17 protein-coding genes and 1 pseudogene are annotated in these 18,759 nt (G+C 68.9%); 14 read left to right on the top strand and 4 right to left on the bottom strand.

What is annotated here, in order from left to right; genetic code table 11:
- The first annotated feature begins 46 nt into the window (after positions 1 to 46).
- On the top strand, positions 47 to 1,000 hold the full coding sequence (locus tag WME95_RS48485; RefSeq protein WP_437911109.1) for a zinc-binding dehydrogenase: 954 nt from the start codon (positions 47 to 49) through the stop codon (positions 998 to 1,000).
- Here the strand turns inward: WME95_RS48485 and WME95_RS48480 are convergent.
- The 3 genes from WME95_RS48480 to WME95_RS48470 all read right to left on the bottom strand — a co-directional run bounded on the left by WME95_RS48480 (position 997) and on the right by WME95_RS48470 (position 3,654).
- Complete coding sequence (locus WME95_RS48480; protein ID WP_437905954.1) at positions 997 to 1,788, bottom strand: helix-turn-helix domain-containing protein; 792 nt, start codon at positions 1,786 to 1,788, stop codon at positions 997 to 999. The genes WME95_RS48485 and WME95_RS48480 overlap by 4 nt on opposite strands.
- 63 nt (positions 1,789 to 1,851) lie before the next feature.
- Complete coding sequence (locus WME95_RS48475) at positions 1,852 to 2,868, bottom strand: aldo/keto reductase (RefSeq protein ID WP_437905953.1); 1,017 nt, start codon at positions 2,866 to 2,868, stop codon at positions 1,852 to 1,854.
- A gap of 123 nt (positions 2,869 to 2,991) precedes the next feature.
- Positions 2,992 to 3,654, bottom strand: a complete 663-nt coding sequence (locus WME95_RS48470; protein WP_437905952.1) for a glutathione S-transferase family protein — start codon at positions 3,652 to 3,654, stop codon at positions 2,992 to 2,994.
- 108 nt (positions 3,655 to 3,762) lie between these two features.
- Here WME95_RS48470 and WME95_RS48465 point away from each other — a divergent pair, with 108 nt between their 5' ends.
- The 3 genes from WME95_RS48465 to WME95_RS48455 all read left to right on the top strand — a co-directional run bounded on the left by WME95_RS48465 (position 3,763) and on the right by WME95_RS48455 (position 6,937).
- Positions 3,763 to 4,653: an AraC family transcriptional regulator gene (locus WME95_RS48465; RefSeq protein WP_437905951.1), complete on the top strand. Its 891-nt coding sequence runs from the start codon at positions 3,763 to 3,765 to the stop codon at positions 4,651 to 4,653.
- Positions 4,654 to 5,046: 393 nt separating this feature from the next.
- Positions 5,047 to 6,132: a methyltransferase gene (locus WME95_RS48460; protein ID WP_437905950.1), complete on the top strand. Its 1,086-nt coding sequence runs from the start codon at positions 5,047 to 5,049 to the stop codon at positions 6,130 to 6,132.
- A 475-nt stretch (positions 6,133 to 6,607) separates the two neighbouring features.
- Positions 6,608 to 6,937: a transposase gene (locus WME95_RS48455; RefSeq protein WP_437905949.1), complete on the top strand. Its 330-nt coding sequence runs from the start codon at positions 6,608 to 6,610 to the stop codon at positions 6,935 to 6,937.
- Between the two features lie 337 nt (positions 6,938 to 7,274).
- Here the strand turns inward: WME95_RS48455 and WME95_RS48450 are convergent.
- Positions 7,275 to 7,412, bottom strand: a pseudogene (locus WME95_RS48450) (JAB domain-containing protein); the annotation flags it as partial.
- 151 nt (positions 7,413 to 7,563) lie between these two features.
- Between WME95_RS48450 and WME95_RS48445 the strand changes: the two are divergent.
- The 10 genes from WME95_RS48445 to WME95_RS48400 all read left to right on the top strand — a co-directional run bounded on the left by WME95_RS48445 (position 7,564) and on the right by WME95_RS48400 (position 18,689).
- The gene (locus tag WME95_RS48445) at positions 7,564 to 9,963 is read left to right on the top strand and encodes a heavy metal translocating P-type ATPase (protein WP_437905948.1); all 2,400 of its coding nucleotides are present in this window, start codon (positions 7,564 to 7,566) and stop codon (positions 9,961 to 9,963) included.
- Position 9,964: 1 nt separating this feature from the next.
- The gene (locus WME95_RS48440; protein ID WP_437571901.1) at positions 9,965 to 10,159 is read left to right on the top strand and encodes a cytochrome oxidase; all 195 of its coding nucleotides are present in this window, start codon (positions 9,965 to 9,967) and stop codon (positions 10,157 to 10,159) included.
- A complete protein-coding gene (gene ccoN, locus WME95_RS48435) occupies positions 10,134 to 12,530 on the top strand; it encodes a cytochrome-c oxidase, cbb3-type subunit I (RefSeq protein ID WP_437905947.1) in 2,397 nt (798 codons plus the stop codon). Before WME95_RS48440 ends, ccoN begins: the two co-directional genes overlap by 26 nt.
- A gap of 17 nt (positions 12,531 to 12,547) precedes the next feature.
- Entirely contained in the window at positions 12,548 to 12,763 is a 216-nt protein-coding gene (locus WME95_RS48430; protein ID WP_437905946.1) for a hypothetical protein, read from the top strand.
- Positions 12,753 to 13,352 (top strand): cbb3-type cytochrome c oxidase N-terminal domain-containing protein, encoded by a 600-nt coding sequence (locus WME95_RS48425; RefSeq protein ID WP_437905945.1) that lies wholly within the window; start codon positions 12,753 to 12,755, stop codon positions 13,350 to 13,352. The genes WME95_RS48430 and WME95_RS48425 overlap by 11 nt, the downstream gene beginning before the upstream one ends.
- Positions 13,353 to 13,404: 52 nt before the next feature.
- Positions 13,405 to 14,823, top strand: a complete 1,419-nt coding sequence (gene ccoG / locus WME95_RS48420) for a cytochrome c oxidase accessory protein CcoG (protein WP_437905944.1) — start codon at positions 13,405 to 13,407, stop codon at positions 14,821 to 14,823.
- On the top strand, positions 14,820 to 15,545 hold the full coding sequence (locus WME95_RS48415; RefSeq protein ID WP_437905943.1) for a sulfite exporter TauE/SafE family protein: 726 nt from the start codon (positions 14,820 to 14,822) through the stop codon (positions 15,543 to 15,545). Before ccoG ends, WME95_RS48415 begins: the two co-directional genes overlap by 4 nt.
- 839 nt (positions 15,546 to 16,384) lie before the next feature.
- Positions 16,385 to 16,534, top strand: coding sequence for a hypothetical protein (locus WME95_RS48410; RefSeq protein ID WP_437905942.1), 150 nt, complete (start codon positions 16,385 to 16,387; stop codon positions 16,532 to 16,534).
- A gap of 101 nt (positions 16,535 to 16,635) precedes the next feature.
- Complete coding sequence (locus WME95_RS48405; RefSeq protein WP_437905941.1) at positions 16,636 to 18,120, top strand: transposase zinc-binding domain-containing protein; 1,485 nt, start codon at positions 16,636 to 16,638, stop codon at positions 18,118 to 18,120.
- A gap of 380 nt (positions 18,121 to 18,500) precedes the next feature.
- The gene (locus WME95_RS48400; RefSeq protein WP_437905940.1) at positions 18,501 to 18,689 is read left to right on the top strand and encodes a hypothetical protein; all 189 of its coding nucleotides are present in this window, start codon (positions 18,501 to 18,503) and stop codon (positions 18,687 to 18,689) included.
- The last annotated feature ends 70 nt before the right edge of the window (positions 18,690 to 18,759 follow it).

Raw genomic sequence — 18,759 nt, 5'->3', positions numbered from 1 at the left:
CGTCGCCGACACGGCGCCACCGCAATCATCGATTGGAGGTTTCAGCATGAAGGCCGCAGTCGTACATGCGCTCGGTGTCCCGCCGTCCTATGATGATTTCCGTGAGCCGGAGCCCGGCGACGGTGAGACCGTGGTGACCGTACACGCCGCTCCGCTCAGCCCCATCGTCAAAGGCCTGGCCTCGGGCAGGCACTATGCGAGCGGAAAGAGCGGCGGCTTCGTCCCAGGCGTCGATGGCGTCGGCGCAGACGCTGCGGGGAGGCGTGTCTACTTCCTGTTCCCGAAGGCGCCCTTCGGCTCGATGGCCGAGAGGTCGCTCGCCATGGACAGCATGATCGTGCCGGTGCCCGACGCGCTGTCCGATGAGCAGGCCGCAGCGATCGCGACCGGGGGGCTCGCCTCCTGGATTGCGCTGTCACGCCGGGCGCTCCTCCAGAAGGGCGACACGGTGCTCGTGAACGGCGCGACGGGCGCGGCAGGCGGCATGGCGATTCAAACCGCCCGTCACTTCGGAGCGAGCAAGGTGATCGCCGTCGGTCGTGACAAGGTGAAGCTTGGCGGACTCGACGCCGACGTGAAAATCGCCTTGGACGAGGACGCGGATCGATCACTACGGGATCAATTCGATCAAGGCGTCGACGTCGTGCTCGACTTCGTGTGGGGCGAGCCGGCCATTCGCGTTCTCCGGGCAGCGACGAAGGACCGTGGGTCCAGGGCTGGCGAGCCGCGCCTGCGCTTTGTTCAGCTGGGCACCGTGGCTGGCGACGAGATCCCGATCCGAGGCGACATGCTGCGCAGCACGGGGCTCGAGCTCATCGGGAGCGGTATCGGAAGCGTTCCCGTGAAGGAGCTGCTGGCCGGGGCCGGCGAGTTACTGGCAGCGGCCCCGGCGGCCGGCTTTCGTGCGCCGTTCAAGAGTCTGCCGCTCAGCGCTGTGGCCGATGCCTGGAACGAGGAGCCCGATGTGCGGTGCCTTCTCCTGCCGAACGCAAAGGCCTAAGGTCGATCCTCAGCCTGCGTGCAAGGAGAACTGGTCGTCCGGCGGCCCGCGCGTTTGAAGAACGCGCCCGGGGTGAGCCCGACGAGCTGACGGAAGTCGGCGATGAGGTGGGCCTGGTCATAATAGCCCGCGTCCGCGGCGATGCGCGCCCAGTCGCGCGAGGTCGCTGCCATTCGCACCGCGCGTTGCAGGCGGACGGTCCGCGCGAACTCCTTCGGGCCGATGCCGACGTTCTCGATGAAAGCGCGGCGAAGATGCCGCGCCGTGACGCCGAGCCGATCGGCGACACGCTCCACCCGGACCTCGCGTCCTTCGAGCAAGCAAACCGCACGGCGGGCGAGCTGCCCCGATGCCGTCTCGAAGGGTGGGCCGGCGCGAAGGGCGAGCGCCCGGGCGACGCGGTCGATCACGTCCGCGCGGCTCCTCGCGGCGAGCAACTCACCGCAGAGCTCGCGCCCCGCGCGGCCCCACACGTCCTCCAGCGGGACGATCCGGTCCGTGAGCTCGCTCGCTGCCACGCCGAGCAGCGGAACCGACCAGCCAGGCTTGAACCGAAGAGTGACCGTCCGCGCGAGGCCGGTCTTGCTCTTGAATATCGCGCGCGTCCGGGGGCCCGCGACCCACACGTCCCCCTCGCGCCCCCCCTCGAGCACTCGAAAAAAGAGGCCCGTTCTGCCGTCGGGAAGCCACTCGACGTCGAACACCTGACCGGGGGGTGCCGCGACATCGCGGACGTCCTCGACAAAGCGCGGGAGCGCGAGGGTGGGGAGCTCCATCGCTGCGGCCATGTTGGTCACTCTTACGCCTCTCGTGCGGCCGTTCAAGCCGACGCGGGTGCCCGCGTCGATCGGCTACCGCTCGCTGTCGAGCGCCTTCATGTGCTGGGCGGGGTAGCGCGTGCCGCCGATCGCGTCCGCTGGCACGATGCTCTCGAGCGCCGCGACGTCGCTCGCCGACAGCGGCTTGTCGAGGGCCACGAGGGCGTCGTCGAGCTGGGCTCGCGTGCGGGCCCCGACGATCGGCACCAGCGCGGGCTGCTTCGCCAGCACCCACGCGAGCGCGACCTGAGCCGGCGTCATCCCTCGCTCGCCGGCGAAGGCGTGGAGCTTCTCGACGACGCTCGCGTTCTTTGCCCCCTGTTCGCCTGCGAAGCGCGGCATGTACTGACGGAAGTCTCCCTTTCCCGAGGGCTTGCTGCCGGTGAGCAGCCCCCGCGAAAAGACCCCGTAGAGCGTCGCGCTCATCCCGAGCTCTGCGAGCGTAGGGAAGATGGACGCCTCGGGCCCGCGCGTCGCGATCGCGTACTCGATCTGCAGGTCCACGATCGGGTGCACCTTGCTCGCACGCCGGATCGTCTCGACCCCTACCTCGGACAGCCCGATATGCCGGACGAAGCCGGCCTTGATGAGGTCGGCGATCGCTCCGACGGTGTCCTCGATGGGCACCTGCGGGTCGAGGCGCGCGGGGCGGTACACATCGATGACCTCCACGCCCAGCCGTTGCAGGCTGTACGTCGCGAAGTTCTTCACGGCCGCCGGGCGGGTGTCGATGCCCAGCGCGGCGCCGTCCGGGCCGCGCATCGCGCCAAACTTCACCGACAGCTGGACCTTGTCGCGCACCCCCTCGATCGCGCGCCGGAGGAGGAGCTCGTTGTGCCCGTTGCCGTAGAAGTCTCCGGTGTCGATCAGGGTGATCCCCCGCTCGATGGCGCGCCGGATCGTCGCCACGCTCTCGGCGTCCTCGGCCGGGCCGTAGGCGCCGGACATCGCCATGCAGCCGAGGCCGACAGGAAAAACGCTGGGCCCGGTCTTGCCCAGCGGAGTCGATCGGAGCGGGGAGCGGCTCATCGTGGCGTCGAGGTGGGTCATGGGGTGTTCATGCCACGCGCCCACGGCCTCCGATTGGAAGAAACGGACATCCGGGGACCCGGCGTCTCGCTCCAACTGGGCACTAGACCCGCGGATCAAGCCCGCGGCCGACGGCCCCCTCGGTCATGGAGTGGCCCCGAGCAACGGCGTCATCTCCGGGTCCGCCTTCTGCATCGCGCGCTGATACGCGGGGCGCGCGCCGATCCGCTGCAGGTAAGCCAGGATGTTGGGCCACGGCGAGAGGTCGTACGGCTTGAACAGCCGCATGGTGGTCAGCGAGAACACCGTCATGATGTCCGCCGCCGTCAGCTCCGGACCGGCCAGATAAGCCGCCTCACCCAGACGCTTCTCCACCGTGGAGAAGATCAGGTTGAACCGCTCCTTCGCCGCCTGCAGCGCCGCATTCTTCTCGGACGCATCGACGCGCTCCAGGTACCACACCCGCAAGACGGCCGGCTGCAAGGTCCCGTTGGCGAAGTGGAACCAGTAGAGATAGTCAGCGAATCCGGGCTGGCCACGCTTCACGGCGAGCCGTCCCTCGCCATGGGTCGCGATCAGATAGTCGGCGATCGCCCCGGATTCGCCGAGCACCAGCTGCCCGTCGGTGATGATCGGCGCCGTCCCCATCGGGTGCAGCGCCTTGTATTCCGGCGGCGCCATCCTGTTGTCCTTCCGGCGCTCGTACCGTTTCAGCTCATAGTCGAGCCCGAGCTCCTCGCAAAGCCAGACAATCCGCTCCGACTGGGAACGCCCGAGGTGATGCACGGTCAGCGTGTTGTTCGCCATGAGCCCAATCTACGACAGCACATCGCGAGATGCTTGCCGGTAGCTCTCTGCTTCTTGCTCGATCCTCTCGCCGGAGACACGAAAGCGTGATGGTGCTACGCTCGCCCCATGAACCTCGCGGCGCTCGCCGAGCTCGCTGCGCGCCAGCTCCCTCGCCCGAAGGACCGCGCCAGCCAGTACGTGCGACCGCTGAAGAACCTCGGCATCCTCCGGCACCACCAGCCGACATCGTTCGAAGCCGCGGTCTACGAGCCGGTCATGGGCCTTGTCCTCCAGGGGCGAAAAGAAACGGTGCTGGGAGCCGATTCGTTTCCGATGGGCGTCGGCGAGTGTCTGCTCATCAGCCACGACCTCCCGGTGATCGCGCGTGTCACGAAGGCCCCGTACCTCGTGCTGCTCTTCGATGTCGAGCTGGATACGCTGCGCGACCTGGTCGAGGCCATGGCCGACTCGCTTCCCTCCGCCGCGCAGCCTCGCTCGCTCGCAGTCCACACCTGCGATGCCAAGCTCGTCGACGCGCTCCATCGCTATCTCGCGCTCGCGGGCGCGCGGACGGATGCAGCGGTGCTTGGTCCGCTCGTCTCGCGCGAGATCCACTACCGACTCGCTACGGCGCCGTTTGGCGGCATGTTGTGCGACCTGATCCGCCATGACAGCCACGCCAGCGCGATCGCGCGCGCGATCGCACAGCTGCGGCGTGACTTTCGATCGCCCGTCGAGATCCCCAGGCTCGCGCGCAGCGTCGGGATGAGCGCGTCTTCGTTTCACAAGCACTTCAAGGCGATCACGGCGTCGTCACCGCTTCAGTACCGAAAGGGCCTCCAGCTCCTCGAGGCCCGCCGCCTGTTGCGCGCCGGCACGATCTCGGTCTCCGCGGCGGCGTTCGACGTCGGCTACGAGAGCGCGGCGCAGTTCAGCCGCGATTACACGCGCAAGTTCGGCGCATCGCCGAAGCACGACATCCCGGCAGGATCTCTGACCCGCGGTGTTGGCCGGTGAGAGACGCGCCCTCGGGCGCCACCTCCGGCGCGGCCGCGCCGGGCGGCGCGGGCGGCGAGGAGGTCCGATCTCTCCGGCGCGCTTCACCTCCGCCCCGATCCGCCAGCTCTCGTCGGGTCGCTGGGTCGCCGAGAGGCGCGCGAGCACGGTGCCCCCCTCGCCAGGCGACGGCGGAGCTTTTCCGACCTTTCCGGTTGCGCGGCCACGGTCGGCAGCTGCGGGGACCAGCAGGCGCGACCTTGCGGACGCCATGTTTCCATGATGCCTAGCCCCCGTGGATGGCCTTACAGTCGGCCCATGCACGACCTCCAGCCCGCGTCTGCTATCCCCTCCCTTCCACATAGCCCCCTTCCGCGCCCGTCTCCGAGCCCCGTAGACCTGGGGCCGAAGCCATTGCCCAACGCGCCGCCCGCGTTCCTGCTGCGCTTCGGGATGGGACTCAGGCGCACGCTGCTGCGGCTCGCTGACCTCGTGACGCCGGCGCACATCGCGATGATGGATCGCTCGCTCGGCCTGGTCTACACCTCGATGCTCTCGGTGGTGGCGCGCCTGGGCATCGTTGATCTTCTCGAATCCAGCCCCCAGAGCGCCGAACAGCTCGCTCAACAGACGGGCCTGCACGTCGACTCGGTGCTGCGGGTGCTGCGCGCGCTCGTGTCCGTGGGGATCTTTCGGCGTCTGCCGGACGGTCGCTTCGCGAACAACCGCCTCTCGCGCGCCCTGAAGGGAGGGCGGCTCGATCGGATGCGCGAGTGGGTCACCTACTTCGGTTCGCAGTCCAACATCGCGGCGTGGAACGACCTCGAGCGCACCGTGCGCACGGGCCACAACGCCTTCGAGCGGGTGTTCGGCATGGATGTCTGGCAATGGTTCGACGGGCACCCGGACGAGCGCGAGATGTTCGCGCAGGCCATGATGGGCATCACCGTGGCGGACGCGCCGGTAGTCGCGACGCTCTACCCATTCCACGAGATCCGAACCGTGTGCGATGTCGGAGGCGGGCGCGGCACCCTGATGTCCGAGTTGTTGGTGCGCCATCCCCACCTGCGCGGCGTGCTGGTAGACGGTAAGGGTGTGCTCGAGTCCGCCCGCGAGCTGCTGGCGCAGCGCGGCGTGTCCGATCGGGTCGAGCTTTGTCCTGGCAGTTTCTTCGAATCTGTCCCCGAGGGTGCCGACGCCTACGTGCTCAAGAACGTGCTGCACGACTGGGACGACGCGCGCTGCAAAGCCATCCTGACCACGGTACGACGTGCGATGAAGCCCGGGCAGCGACTCCTGCTCGTGGAGATACTCGCCCCCCGTCACGACAATGACAACGTGGCTGCGTTCATCGACGTGCACATGATGATGGTCTGCTCGAACGGTCGAGAGCGCTCCGTCGAGGAGCTGCATGCTCTGTTGCGCGCGACTGGGTTCGCACCAGCGCGACTGTTCCCCCACCCCACCACCAATGTGATCGAAGCCGTGGCGGTCAAGTAGCCGAGGCCAAGACACCTGGAAACCGTAGGAGTACCCCGCCGCGTCCGCGAGGCCCGCCGCGAACGTCGAAACGCCGAGCGCGCTCGGGAATCGGAGCGAACGAGCCGAGTCCCGCCGGCGCCAGAGCCCGAACACGCCGAGGCCCGCGGCGACCAGCCCCGGAATCGTCTCACACGATACGGCGAGCGCATGCAGGTACACGCCAGCGCGCGAGGGCAACCAGGCGAGCGGTCCCCTCGCGAGCGCCGCAAACAGGCCGAGCCAGCTGGTTTCGACGAAGTCCACCGAACGGTCCCCATCGATGTCAGCGAAGAACACATCGTCCGGCGGCGCTTCTTGCGAGTTGCTGCGTACGCGCGCCTCGGCGGCGCCCGCGACGCCCAGGAGCGAGCCGAGCGCACCCAGCCAGAGCGCGCGCCTCTCGTAGTTGAATCGTGGTTTCATTGGCAAGTACCCCTTTATTTCGAAGAGTCGGATGTCGTTGTTCATGCTGCGACCCCCGATCGCAAAGGAGCGCGTCGAGCCGCAGCAGGACGGCCTGGTGCGGCGGTCGCGGAGGCGCGCCTTCGCTGACGGGACTGTCGCGGTGGACATGGATCCGCTCTCGCTCCTGTGCCGCCTCGCGGCCAGCGTCCCGCCGCCGCGCTTTCACACCGTCAAGTACGCGGGCGTGCTCGCGTCGGCGAGTCGCCCACGTTGGCGCGCGCTCGGCGAGCCGACCGATGTTCCAGCACGCTCTCCCAGCGTCCACGCGGCGACCACCGTACTGGAAAAGCACCGTTGTGCGCCGCAAGGCGCTCGGTGACGCCGTATAGCGTCTCGCGACGCGCCTCCCGGGCCAGACCAACGCCCGGACGGACACCCCTGTGCCCACGGCACGCCGATGCGCCCCGTAGCGCGCGCGGCGCCGCCCGGACCACGCTCTTTCGACCCAGGACCGAGCCATCACCACGCTCGCGGTCCCACCCTTTCGGTTTGCTGCGCACCACTTCTTCGCGCTGCGATCCGGCTTCTTTTACCTACGCGCTCCACCAGGCCGGACCAGATGGGGCCGGGGGCGCCATCCGCCAGCCTGAGCCGCCGCTGCCGGAGGCTTGCGGAGCGGCCGGCCGAGGCGTCCGCTGGAGGCTGGATGCGCAGGGGCGCAGCGCGCCGTCGCAGAGCGCGCCCCGGCGCGCGCGGGCGGCTTGGTAGCGGCGGCCGAGCTCGAAGGCGGCGGCGAGCCGGGTCGCGTCGAACAGCGCGATCTGGGTGCGCTCGGCCAGTGCCGCGGATGAGACCCAAAGCCTCCGTGCACCTCCATCGAGGTGCGGCGTTTGCACCGAGCCGCAGGGATTGCGCGCCCCACGCGCGGGCGGGAGAACGCGCGGGCGGGAGAAGAAGAATCCGCCGGTATTCGAAGTGGTACGCTCGTTGCTCACGGGGCCGACAATGGTTCCAGAATCTCGCGACAGTCGATGCCTTCATTGCGGTGGGCCGCTCCCCGCGGCCGCCCAGGAGGGTTTTTGCTGCGCGGGTTGCCGGTTCGTCCACGACCTCCTCCGCGAGGAGCAACTCGAGCGGTACTACGCCCTGCGCGGCGACAAAGGCGAGGCCGTCACGGCGGCCGCCACGGGCCGGGACCAGAAATGGCTCGAGCCGCTCGAAGCGGAGCTCGGCCGCGCCGAGGGCCTCCATCGGCTGGATCTCGACGTCCAGGGTCTGTCGTGCGCCGCGTGCGTTTGGCTCATCGAGCAGCTCTTCCGCCGCGAAGAGGGGGCCGCGGGCATCGTCGTGAACCCCGCCCTCGGCCGCGTCCGGCTCACGGTTTCCCGCGCGTTTCCCCTGCGGCGCTTCGTCACGCGGGTCGAGTCGTGCGGGTATCTGCTCGGCCCGAAGCTGAAGAGCGAGGAGAGCCCCTCGAATGGGCTGCTCCTGCGCATGGGGATCGCCGTCGCGCTCGCGATGAACGAGATGATCCTGGCGATCTCCGTGTATGCCGGCCTTCCGGAGGGGCCGCTCCACAGGCTCTTCCTCGCGCTCTCGTTCGCGCTGGCAACGGCGAGCGTGCTCGTGGGCGGCTCGTATTTCGGAAAGACCGCCCTCGCCGGCCTGCGCCGCGGCGTCCTGCACCTCGATTTGCCCATCGCGCTCGGCATCCTGCTCGCGTACGCCTCCTCCACGTGGGGATGGCTCGCGCACGGGCTCACGACCTATTTCGACACGCTGACGGTGTTCGTCGCCCTCATGCTCGTCGGCCGCTTTTTGCAGATGCGCCTCATCGAGCGCAACCAGAAGCGCCTGCTCCAGAGCGACGGGGCCGAGGGCCTGTATACCCGCAGGCTCGAAGGGGACGCGGTCGTCCTGCGGCGCGCCGTGGAGATCCGAAAAGACGATACCCTCGTGCTGGCGCCCGGCGACGTGGTCCCGGTCCCCGCGGTGATCCTCGGCGAGGACGATGCTTCGTTTTCGCTCGACTGGGTGAACGGCGAGAGCGCGCCGCGCCTCTTCCACCCGGGAGACACCGTCCCGGCCGGCGCATTTCTTTCGGGGGCGCGCGCCCTGACCCTCCTCGCCGCCGCTGATTTCGCCACCGGCAGCCTCGTCGATCTGCTCCGCGCCGCGCCTGGCGAAGGCCGCGACGAGTGCGGAGCGGGCTACTGGCGCACCTTCGCGCGGGTCTACGTGGCGGCCGTCCTCGCGATCGCGGCCCTCGCGCTCGGTATCGGGTATTTCGCCACGCACGACGCGCGCGCCGCGCTCGAACGTGTCACCGCCGTATTGATCGTCACGTGCCCCTGCGCCTTCGGCATCGCCACGCCGCTCGCCTACGAGCTCGTCGGCGCCAGGCTCCGCCGGGCCGGCCTCTTCGTGCGGTCGGCGAGCTTCCTCGATCGCGCAGCGCTCGTTCGTGCGGTCGTCTTCGACAAGACCGGCACCCTGACCACGGGGAAGCTGCGTATCGAGGACACGTCGCCGGCCGCCGCGCTCGCCGCCGAGGAGAAGCGTATCCTCAAGAACCTCGCGGCGCGCAGCACGCACCCGAAGAGCGCCGCGCTCGCGGCGGCCCTCGGCACGGATGGGTTTTCCCGGGAGCTCGACGCACGGGAGGTCACGGGCCGCGGGGTCGAGGTCACGCACGAGGGCCACCTCTATCGCCTCGGCGCGAGCGCGTGGATCGACCCCGCCGCGCCGGAGGGGGACGTTGACGTCGCATTCGGCAGAGACGGCCGGATCCTGGCCGCGTTCCATACCGTCGAGGATCTCCGCCCCGACGCGGCCACCGAGGTCCGCGCGCTCCGCGCCATGGGATACGACGTCGGCATCCTGAGCGGCGACCTCGACGAGCGTGCCCTCCGCGTCGCCGCGGTCTGTGGGATCCCCCCCGAGAACACCGTGGGCGGCAAGAGCGCCGAGGCGAAGGCGCAATGGGTGCGCGAGCACGACCGCGGCGATCTCCTCTTCCTGGGCGACGGGATCAACGACGCCCTCGTCGCGACGGAGGCCACGGCGAGCGGCACGCCGGCCATCGATCGGCCTTTCCTCGCGGCGCGCACCGATTTCTACCTCGTGACGCCGGGCCTCTCGCCCGTGCGCCTCGCGCTCGCCTCGGCGCGCCGTTTGCGCCGCGTGGTCGGAATCACGCTCTCGGTCGCGCTCGCGTACAACGTCGTGACCGTCGGCCTCTCCTGCGCGGGCTACATGACCCCGCTGCTTTGTGCCGTGCTGATGCCGCTCTCATCGCTCAGCACCATCTTCGCGGTCCTGTTCTTACTTGGTGAAAAGGTGCCTGCCGCGGAGGCCGCGGCTTGCCCCTTGCCCCCGCAGGGGGCGCGTCTCCGGGCGGCTTGAAATGGATGCGATTTACCTCCAGATCTTCGTGAGTTTTTTGCTCGTCGTGGGCTCGGTTCTGCTCTTCGCATACAGCGCGCGGCAGCGCGACGACGAGCACGCCGATCGGCTCGCCCTCCTGCCGATCGAGGATGAGAAGACCAACCCTCCCAACGGAGGAAAGGAAAGTCATGTCGGCTCGGGCAATCCTCGCTGATTCTTCGCAAGAGGCAGCGAGTCCTTATCGCGCGGACGTCCAGAAACGGACGATCACGTACGACGACCAGATCGCGCGCTGGTTCGTCTTTGCATCGGTCGCGTGGGGGATCGTGGCCATGCTCGCGGGCGCGCTCGCCGCCCTCCAACTCGCGTTTTTCAAGGCGAACCTCCCGCCTTTCCTGTCGTACGGGAGGCTCCGGCCGCTGCACACGAACGCGGCCATCTTCGCCTTCGTCGGCAACATGATGTTCGCCGGCGTCTATTACTCTACGCAGCGCCTCGTGAAGGCGACGCTCGCCTCCAAGCTCCTCGGCCGCATTCATTTCTGGGGCTGGCAGGGAATCATCGTCTCGGCCGCGGTCACGCTGCCGCTCGGCTTCACGCAGTCCAAGGAGTACGCCGAGCTCGAGTGGCCGATCGATCTCGCGATCGCCGCCGTGTGGATCGTCTTCGCGGTGAACTTCTTCTGGACGCTGGCCAAGCGCGCCGAGAAGCAGCTCTACGTCGCGGTCTGGTTCTACATCGCGACGATCGTGACCGTGGCGGTCCTGCACGTCGTCAACGCGCTCTCGATCCCCGTCGCGCTCCTCAAGAGTTATTCGGTCTTCGGCGGGGCCCAGGACGCGCTCGTGCAATGGTGGTACGGGCACAACGCGGTCGCGTTCTTCCTGACCACGCCGATCCTGGGGATCATGTATTACTTCCTCCCCAAGGCGGCCGAGCGTCCGGTCTACAGCTACCGGCTCAGCATCATCCACTTCTGGGCGCTCGTCTTCGTGTACATCTGGGCGGGCCCGCACCATTTGCTCAACACGGCGCTGCCCGACTGGGCGCAGACGCTCGGCATGCTCTTCAGCCTCATGCTCTGGGCGCCGAGCTGGGGCGGCATGCTGAACGGCCTGCTCACGCTCCGCGGCGCGTGGAGCAAGGTGCGCGAGGATCCGGTCCTCAAGTTCTTCGCCGCCGGCGTCACGTTCTACGGAATGGCCACGTTCGAGGGCCCGCTGCTCTCGATCAAGAGCGTCTCCTCGCTCGCCCATTACACCGACTGGATCGTCGGCCACGTCCACGGCGGCGCGCTCGGCTGGAACGGCTTCATGGCCGCCGGCATGTTCTACTGGATGGTCCCCCGCCTCTTCGGCACGAAGCTCTATTCGCGCCGCGCGGCCGAGATCCATTTCTACATCGGCACCGTCGGCATCCTCCTTTACATCATCGCGATGTGGGTGAGCGGCATCACGCAGGGCATGATGTGGCGCGCCGTGGATGCGCAGGGCAACCTGATGTATCCGAGCTTCGTCGAGACGCTCATCGCGATCCGGCCGATGTACTGGATGCGCCTCTTCGGCGGCACGCTCTACCTCGCCGGCATGATCATGATGGGCTGGAACCTCTACATGACCGCGAAGAGCGGCAAGGCCGTCGATGGCGAGGCCGAGATCATCGTGGAGGTGACGCAGGCGGAGGAGATCGACTGGAAGCGGATCGTCTTCGGCCCGCCCGTGGTGATCGCGACCATCGCCCTCGTGCTCCTCCTCGCCATTGCTTTCGCGAACCCCGCCGGGGCGACGGGCCTCCTGTTCCTCGCGGGGATCGTCGGGTTCGGGGGGATCTTCGCCCTCACGCTCGTGAAGCGCCCTGACAAACCCACGTGGCACGCGATCCTGGAGGGGCGCGCGCTGCTCTTCACGGTGCTGACGGTGCTCGCGGTGCTCATCGGCGGCGTGGCGGAGATCGTCCCGTCGATCGTCCTCGGGCAAACCGACGCCGAGCTCGCGAAGAAGACCAACGCGCCTTATCGCGCGCTCGAGCTCGAGGGCCGCGACGTGTACATCAAGGAGGGCTGCTACACCTGCCATTCGCAGATGATCCGGCCCTTCCAGTTCGAGACGTCGCGGTATGGCGAGATCTCGACGCTCGACGATTCTCGCTGGGATCACCCCTTCCAGTGGGGCTCGAAGCGCACGGGGCCCGACCTCGCGCGGCTCGGGGGCAAGTATCCGAACGTCTGGCACTGGCAACACATGATCGATCCGCGCTCGGTCTCGCCCGGCTCGAACATGCCGTCGTACGCCCACCTCGAACACGGCCGCGTCGATTTCACGGCCATCGAGGGCAAGCTCCGCGCGATGCGCAGCGTGGGCGTGCCGTACACGCCGGACGAGATCGCGGCCGCGCCGGCGGACGCGGCGAAGCAAGCCGCGGAGATCGTCAAGGACCTCGCGGCCCAGGGGATCGCCGCGAATCCGTCGAGCGAGCTCGTCGCGATGACGGCGTATCTGCAGCGGATCGGCAAGAACCCGCCGCCCCCGCCGCCGCCGGCCGCGCCCATGCCCGTGTCGATGACCAACGAGAAGGCGCCCCGCTGAGAGGCAGGAGGAGAACCGTGAAACAAGCATTCCTCGCCCCGATCGCGCAGAGCCCGCTGATCCTCTTGCCGCTCTCCGCGTTGTTCCTGTTCATGGCCGTCTTCGCGGTCTGGGTGATCCGCACCTATTCGAAGCGCCCCGAGGCCTACGCCGAGATCGCCGCGCTGCCGCTCTGCGACGACGCCGGCGCGAACCGAGCCGCTCACGTTCCGGAGGTGAGCCATGTCGACTGAACGACACGTCCCGACGAAAGAGACGCCGCCCCCCGACTCGGGGGAGGGGATCGTCCACGAATACGATGGTATCCTCGAAGCGGACAACCACCTGCCGCGGTGGTGGCTGATAACGCTCTACGGCGCCATCGCCTTCAGCGCGGTGTACTGGATGGGCTACGAGTCCTTCAAGACGTTGCCTTCGCCCCGCGACGCGTATGCGATCGAGCAGGCGAAGGCCGCGGCGGCGGAGGCCGAGAAGCTCAAGGCCATGGGCGCGGCGAGCGACGAGAACCTCGTGGCCATGGCGAAGAACGTCGCCGCCGCGGCCGAAGGGAAGGAGGTCTTCGCGAAGAACTGCGTGAGCTGTCACGCCGCGAGCGGCGGCGGCGGCATCGGCCCGAACCTCACGGACGGGGCCTGGCTGCACGGCGGAAAACCGATGCAGGTGTACGCGACCATCAAAGATGGTTATGTGAAAGGCGGCATGCCCGCGTGGGGCGCGCTCATCGGTGAAGAGCGCGTCCGCCTCGCGGCGGCCTACGTGCTCTCGATCAAGGGCACGAACGTCACGGGGGGCAAGGCGCCGCAAGGCGCACCGGAGCCGTAATCGAGAAGCGGTGGTTTTCGAGGAGCGCGGGGCAAACCACCGCGTGGTGACCATGTCCCAAGTCCATTTGCCGGTGCTGTCGTCCGAGAGCGAGGAGATGCAGAGCTCCCTGCGCGCGGACGGCTCGCGAAACTGGGTGCAGCCCGCCGACGTCCACGGGCGCTTCGCCCGCGCGCGCAAGATCGTGTTCCTGCTGCTCGTCGTGGTCTGGGCCGTCGTGCCCTGGGTGCGAATCGACGGCCGGCCCGCGCTCATGCTCGACGTCGAGCACCGGCAGTTCTTCCTGTTCGGCGCGACGTTCAACGCGCAGGACCTCTGGCTGCTCTTTTTCCTGCTCACGGGCATCGGGTTCTCGCTCGTCTTTTTGACGTCGCTCCTCGGCCGCGCCTGGTGCGGCTGGGGCTGCCCGCAGACCGTGTTCCTCGAAGGCCTCTTCCGCCCCGTCGAGCGCCTCATCGAGGGCCCGCGGGAGGCGCGCATCCGCCGCGACAAGGGGCCGTGGAACGGCGACAAGATCGCGCGTAAAGTCGGAAAACACCTGGCGTTCGTGGTCCTCGCGGCGTTCGTCGCGCACGTGTTCGTGGGGTACTTCGTGAGCGTGCCGCGGCTCTTCGAGATGATGAAGAGCCGCCCCGCCGAGCACCCCGAGGCCTTCGCCTGGGCCGCGGCCCTCACGGCCGTGTTTTACGGCAACTTCGCCCGCTTCCGCGAGCAGCTCTGCATCGGCCTCTGCCCCTACGGGCGCATGCAATCGGTGCTCATCGATCAGGACTCGCTCGTCGTCGGCTACGACAGGAAGCGGGGCGAGCCGCGCGGGAAGGCCTCGGATCCGGAGGCGGGGGCCTGCGTCGATTGCACGCGTTGCATCGCCGTCTGCCCCACCGGTATCGATATCCGGAACGGCCTGCAGCTCGATTGTATCGCCTGCACCTCCTGCATCGACGCCTGCGACGAGGTGATGGACAAGCTCGGGCGGCCCCGCGGGCTCGTGCGGTACGACTCGCTGAACGGCCTCGCGGGCGGAAAGACGCGGATCCTACGGTTGCGCGTGTGGCTCTACCTGGCGCTCGGGCTCGTGGGCCTCGTGGTGGCCACGATCGCGACGAGGACCCGATCCACGTTCGAGGCGAACCTCCTGCGCGTGCCCGGAATGCCCTTCGTGCTCGACGGCGACGAGGTGCGGAACGCCTTCACGATCCACCTCGTGAACAAGCGCCCGGACGCGGCGACGTTCCACGTCGAGCCCGAGCCCGCGCCGGGGCTCACGTGGGTCGTCCCCACGGGCGAGCCGACGGTCGCGGGCCTCGGGGGCATTTCGCTCCCGATCTCGGTGACGGTGAAGCGGTCCGAGATGAAGGGCAACGTGCCCGTTCGTATTCGCGTCCGGGGCCCCGAGGGCGAGCGGGTGGTCGAGGGGACGTTCATCGGGCCCACCGTGGGCATCGGCAAATCGGAGGGACACGCGCCATGAGCCTCTGGATCTCGCTCGGGACGGCGGCCGCGCTCGGGGCGACGAGCGGCGTGCATTGCGCGGCGATGTGTGGCCCGATCGCGGCCGTCGGGGCGAGCCGCGACGGGCGCTTCGACCGCGGGCGGGCGCTCGGATACCTCGGGGGACGCGCGCTCGGATATGCGGCCCTCGGCGGGGTTGCCGGGGCGCTGGGGGCCCCGCTCGCCGGGGGCTCGGCCGGGGCCGTCGTTCGGCTCGTGCTGGCGATCCTGGTGGCCGCGGCGCTCCTGGTTCGGGCGATCGTGCTCCTGAAACCCCAGACCGGGGAGAAGCTCGTCGCGCTGGGGCGCGGACCGCGGGACACGAAGGTCTTTCAGAGAATCGTCCGGCACGTGCCGCGGCGCGGGATCGGATTGGGGCTCGCGACCGCGTTTTTCCCCTGCGGGGCGCTCTTCGCGGGGGTGGTCGCGGCGGCCTCGGCCGGATCCGGCGCGACGGGCGCGGCGATGATGCTCGTGTTCGCCGCGGCGAGCGCGCCGCTCCTGATGCTCCCGGCGGCGGCCCTCTCGGCAGACGTGACGGCGAGGTTTTCCGGGAGTTTTGCCCGAAGAGTCGGGGCGCTCGCGCTCCTCGCGGCAGCGGCGTGGGTGGTGGTGCCGCCGATTCGATCCATGCAGGCGCCCGCCCAGGAGCCCGCGTGTTGCGCATCCGCCGGGGGAGAGGCAGCCCGTCCCGTGCATTGAATTATCTCTGAAACGATCCTGGAACGTACGGGGGCTCCGCTGGTGGGTCTCGTGACGTGTTCTTCCGCGCTGGCGCCTGGAACACGCGGTGGCGTCCTCTTTGCTCACGCGTGGGGGCGAACCCGCCCCGAAGCCTTGGGAGAGGATACGAGATGGCCACGATCACGCCCGCATTGACCTCCAAGAAAGCAAGTCGACCGCGATCCGGGCCTGCGGCGACCCCGGAGCTCGGGCGCGCGCGTGTCGTCATCATCGGCGGCGGAACCGCAGGGATCTCGAGCGTTACGGCATCCAGACGAAATACGAGCGATACCTCGTCGAAGTGCACCCCGGCCGCAAGGAGGCCGTCTTCGCCGTCGTCGGAGACCCGAACGGCGCCCGGGAGACGATTCGTTACGACATGATGCACGCCGGCGCGTAGGCAAAAGAAGCCGGATCGCTTCGCGAGGAAGTGTGGCGCGGCGAACCGAAGTGGCGGGACCGCGAGCGTCGTGACGCCTCGTTCATGGGTCGAAAGAGTGGTCGAGCGCGGCGCAGAGCGCGCAACGGGGCGCATCGGCGTGCTGCGGGCACACATCGCCCTCCGGGGCGTTGGTCTGCGCTACACTTCCTCGCGCTGCGATCCGGCTTCTTTTACCTACGCCCTCAGCGCGGCGTTGGCCATCGACCCTGCCGCGTCGCATCAGGAATCCTGGCGGGACGATTCCGTGGGGGCGAACCGTCGCGATCCGTCGCTTTCCCGGGGATTCAGAGAGGGCGTGACGACGGATCGCGCCGCCTCGGGAGGCATGGGCCCAACCCGGGCCCAAGGGCCAAGCCCCGGGCCTGGGGAGCTCGCCGTGACCGATCCGTCGCGTCGGGCTGCGGTGATCGCCTCGCTCGCCAGCACCCTGAGCCGCGCCGTCGCCCTCGGGGACGAGGTGGCGGCCCGGGTCGTTCACGAGACGATCGGTCGGCTGCTCGAGCTGCCGGTGGCACCGGAGCGGTGAGCAAGCTTGGGCCGAACGTCGAGCCCGCCGCTCGCGTCGACTCATTCGCGGAGAAAACGCGCCCTCACCGCGTGGCGTGCGGCGTGCGGTGTCGGCGCCGTGTGGCCAGCGCGGCTCGCACCACGGGCGTCGTCTACGAGCGCCGTCGCCCCGAGAAGACGACGCTCTACGAGATCGTGCGCGACAACGTGGAGACGCTGTACGGGGCCATCGACGACGGCGCCATCGCCGTTGGGATACCCAAGCACGCGAAGAAGGAGCCCGAAGCCTACCTCGACTGCGGGCTGCTCTGCCGCGGGTTCGCGCGCCTCCGGTGCGCGCGCTGCGAAGAGAGTCGGCTGGTGGCCTTCAGCTGTAAAGGACGCGGTTTCTGCTCGTCGTGTCTGGGCCGACGCATGTGTGCCACGGCGGCGAACCTGATCGAGGACGTCCTGCCCGAGGTGGCGCTCCGGCAGTGGGTGTTGACGTTTCCGTTTCCGTGGCGGCGCAGGCTCGCCCAGGACGGGGCGTTGTTCGGCGTGCTGACCCGCATCTTCGTCGAGAGAGTGGAGCGGTTCTACGAAGAGCGCGCCGCGCGCCGAGGCGCGTGCGGCGCGGTCAAGAGCGGCGCGGTGACCGTCGTGCAACGCACGTCCGGCGACATGGGGCTCAATCCGCATCTGCACGTGGTCTTCCTCGACGGGGCCTATCACGAAGACGGCACCGAGCTCGTGTGGAACGAACTCGGTCACCTGCGAACGGGCGAGATCGGTCAGGTCCTAGAGCACGCCGTCGGGCGGATGCTCCGTTACCTACGGCGGCACGGGCATCTCGAGATCGAGCACGACGTCGAGGAGGACGACGAGCCCGAGGCAGCGCTCTGTGCCTCCGCCGTCTCGGGACGAGAGCCGCCCGCCGGCCCGCAATGGCTCCGCGGGCTCTCGCCGTCCTCTCCGAGCGCGCTCGCGTACGACAAGCCGCTGTGCGCTGCGCTCGATGGCTTCACCTTGCACGCAGCGACGCGCGCCGGTGCGCACCATGCCGCGGCGAGGGAGGCGCTGCTGCGTTACGTGCTGCGACCCCCGATCGCAAAGGAGCGCGTCGAGCCGCAGCAGGACTGCCTGGTGCGGCTGTCGCTCAAGCGCGCCTTCGCTGACGGGACTGTCGCGGTGGCCATGGATGCGCTCTCGCTCCTGTGCCGCCGTCGCGGCCAGCGTCCCGCCGCCGCGCTTTCACACCGTCAAGCACGCGGGTGTGCTCGCCTCGGCAAGTCGCCCACGTTGGCGCGCAAGCGCATCGGACCGCGGCCTGCGAAGCCAGAAGAGCCTACGAAGGCGGACGATGACGCCGCTCCGAAACGCAAGCGTGGCGGCTATCGACCGTGGGCCGAGCTCTTGCACCGCACATTTGCGATCGATGTCCTCGAGTGCCCAGCTTGCAAGGGGCGGATGAAGCTCGTCGCCATGGTCACCGAGTCCCGGAACATCGTCCGCTTCCTCTCCGCGCTCGGCGAGCCGACCGATGTTCCAGCACGCTCTCCCTACCGCGAGCCGCCGTACTGGAAGAGCACCGTTCTGCGCCGCAAGGCGCCCGGTGACGCCGCATAGCGTCTCGCGACGCGCCTCCCGGGCCAGACCAACGCCCGGACGGACACGTGTGCCTACGGCACGCCGATGCGCCCCGTAGCGCGCTCGGCGCCGCCCGGACCACGCTCTTTCGACCCAGGACCGAGCCATCACGACGCTCGCGGTCCCACCCTTTCGGTTTGCTGCGCTACACTTCTTCGCGCTGCGATCCGGCTTGATTTGTCTACGCGCCCGGCGAGGTCCTGCGCGAGATCGCCGTGATGGCGCTGATGGCCGAGGACAGCGTCGAGGAGGGGTGCCGATGAAGTCCCGCGACCCGCAGCGGCGTGTCCGCGTGACCGTGCCCGGCAAGCCCGTCACCCGCTCGATCACGACCGCAGATCGATCGCTACCTCGACGCCATGCAGTGGGTGAAGGACCCCGACGGCCCGCTCCCGGATCCCACGGACGGAAGCGTCCCCCTCACCCGCATCATCGCCATGATCGCGATGTACGAAAAACGCTCCCCCGGCGAAGTCCTCGCCGACATCGCAGACGGCAAGGGCCTGGAGCGCTGGATCCGGTCGCGGAAAACCTGGCCGACCTGGTAGCAGGCCGAGCGGCGCCCACCGCCGGGCGAGGTCCTGCGCGAGATCTCCGCGATGGCCCAGATGGACGACG

The sequence above is a fragment of the Sorangium sp. So ce327 genome (assembly GCF_051530205.1).
GTDB classification, from domain to species: domain Bacteria; phylum Myxococcota_A; class Polyangia; order Polyangiales; family Polyangiaceae; genus Sorangium; species Sorangium cellulosum_B.
This window is presented reverse-complemented; position numbering and strand designations above follow the sequence as displayed.

What these genes read in the sequence shown, in the direction of transcription:
- WME95_RS48455 (WP_437905949.1), top strand. Translation starts at nt 6,608, where the DNA reads ATGTCGTTGTTCATGCTGCGACCCCCGATCGCAAAGGAGCGCGTCGAG.
- WME95_RS48465 (WP_437905951.1), top strand. Translation starts at nt 3,763, where the DNA reads ATGAACCTCGCGGCGCTCGCCGAGCTCGCTGCGCGCCAGCTCCCTCGC.
- WME95_RS48445 (WP_437905948.1), top strand. Translation starts at nt 7,564, where the DNA reads ATGGTTCCAGAATCTCGCGACAGTCGATGCCTTCATTGCGGTGGGCCG.
- ccoN (WP_437905947.1), top strand. Translation starts at nt 10,134, where the DNA reads ATGTCGGCTCGGGCAATCCTCGCTGATTCTTCGCAAGAGGCAGCGAGT.
- WME95_RS48415 (WP_437905943.1), top strand. Translation starts at nt 14,820, where the DNA reads ATGAGCCTCTGGATCTCGCTCGGGACGGCGGCCGCGCTCGGGGCGACG.
- WME95_RS48400 (WP_437905940.1), top strand. Translation starts at nt 18,501, where the DNA reads ATGCAGTGGGTGAAGGACCCCGACGGCCCGCTCCCGGATCCCACGGAC.
- WME95_RS48470 (WP_437905952.1), bottom strand. Translation starts at nt 3,654, where the DNA reads ATGGCGAACAACACGCTGACCGTGCATCACCTCGGGCGTTCCCAGTCG.
- WME95_RS48485 (WP_437911109.1), top strand. Translation starts at nt 47, where the DNA reads ATGAAGGCCGCAGTCGTACATGCGCTCGGTGTCCCGCCGTCCTATGAT.
- WME95_RS48475 (WP_437905953.1), bottom strand. Translation starts at nt 2,868, where the DNA reads ATGACCCACCTCGACGCCACGATGAGCCGCTCCCCGCTCCGATCGACT.
- WME95_RS48425 (WP_437905945.1), top strand. Translation starts at nt 12,753, where the DNA reads ATGTCGACTGAACGACACGTCCCGACGAAAGAGACGCCGCCCCCCGAC.
- WME95_RS48440 (WP_437571901.1), top strand. Translation starts at nt 9,965, where the DNA reads ATGGATGCGATTTACCTCCAGATCTTCGTGAGTTTTTTGCTCGTCGTG.
- WME95_RS48480 (WP_437905954.1), bottom strand. Translation starts at nt 1,788, where the DNA reads ATGGCCGCAGCGATGGAGCTCCCCACCCTCGCGCTCCCGCGCTTTGTC.
- ccoG (WP_437905944.1), top strand. Translation starts at nt 13,405, where the DNA reads ATGTCCCAAGTCCATTTGCCGGTGCTGTCGTCCGAGAGCGAGGAGATG.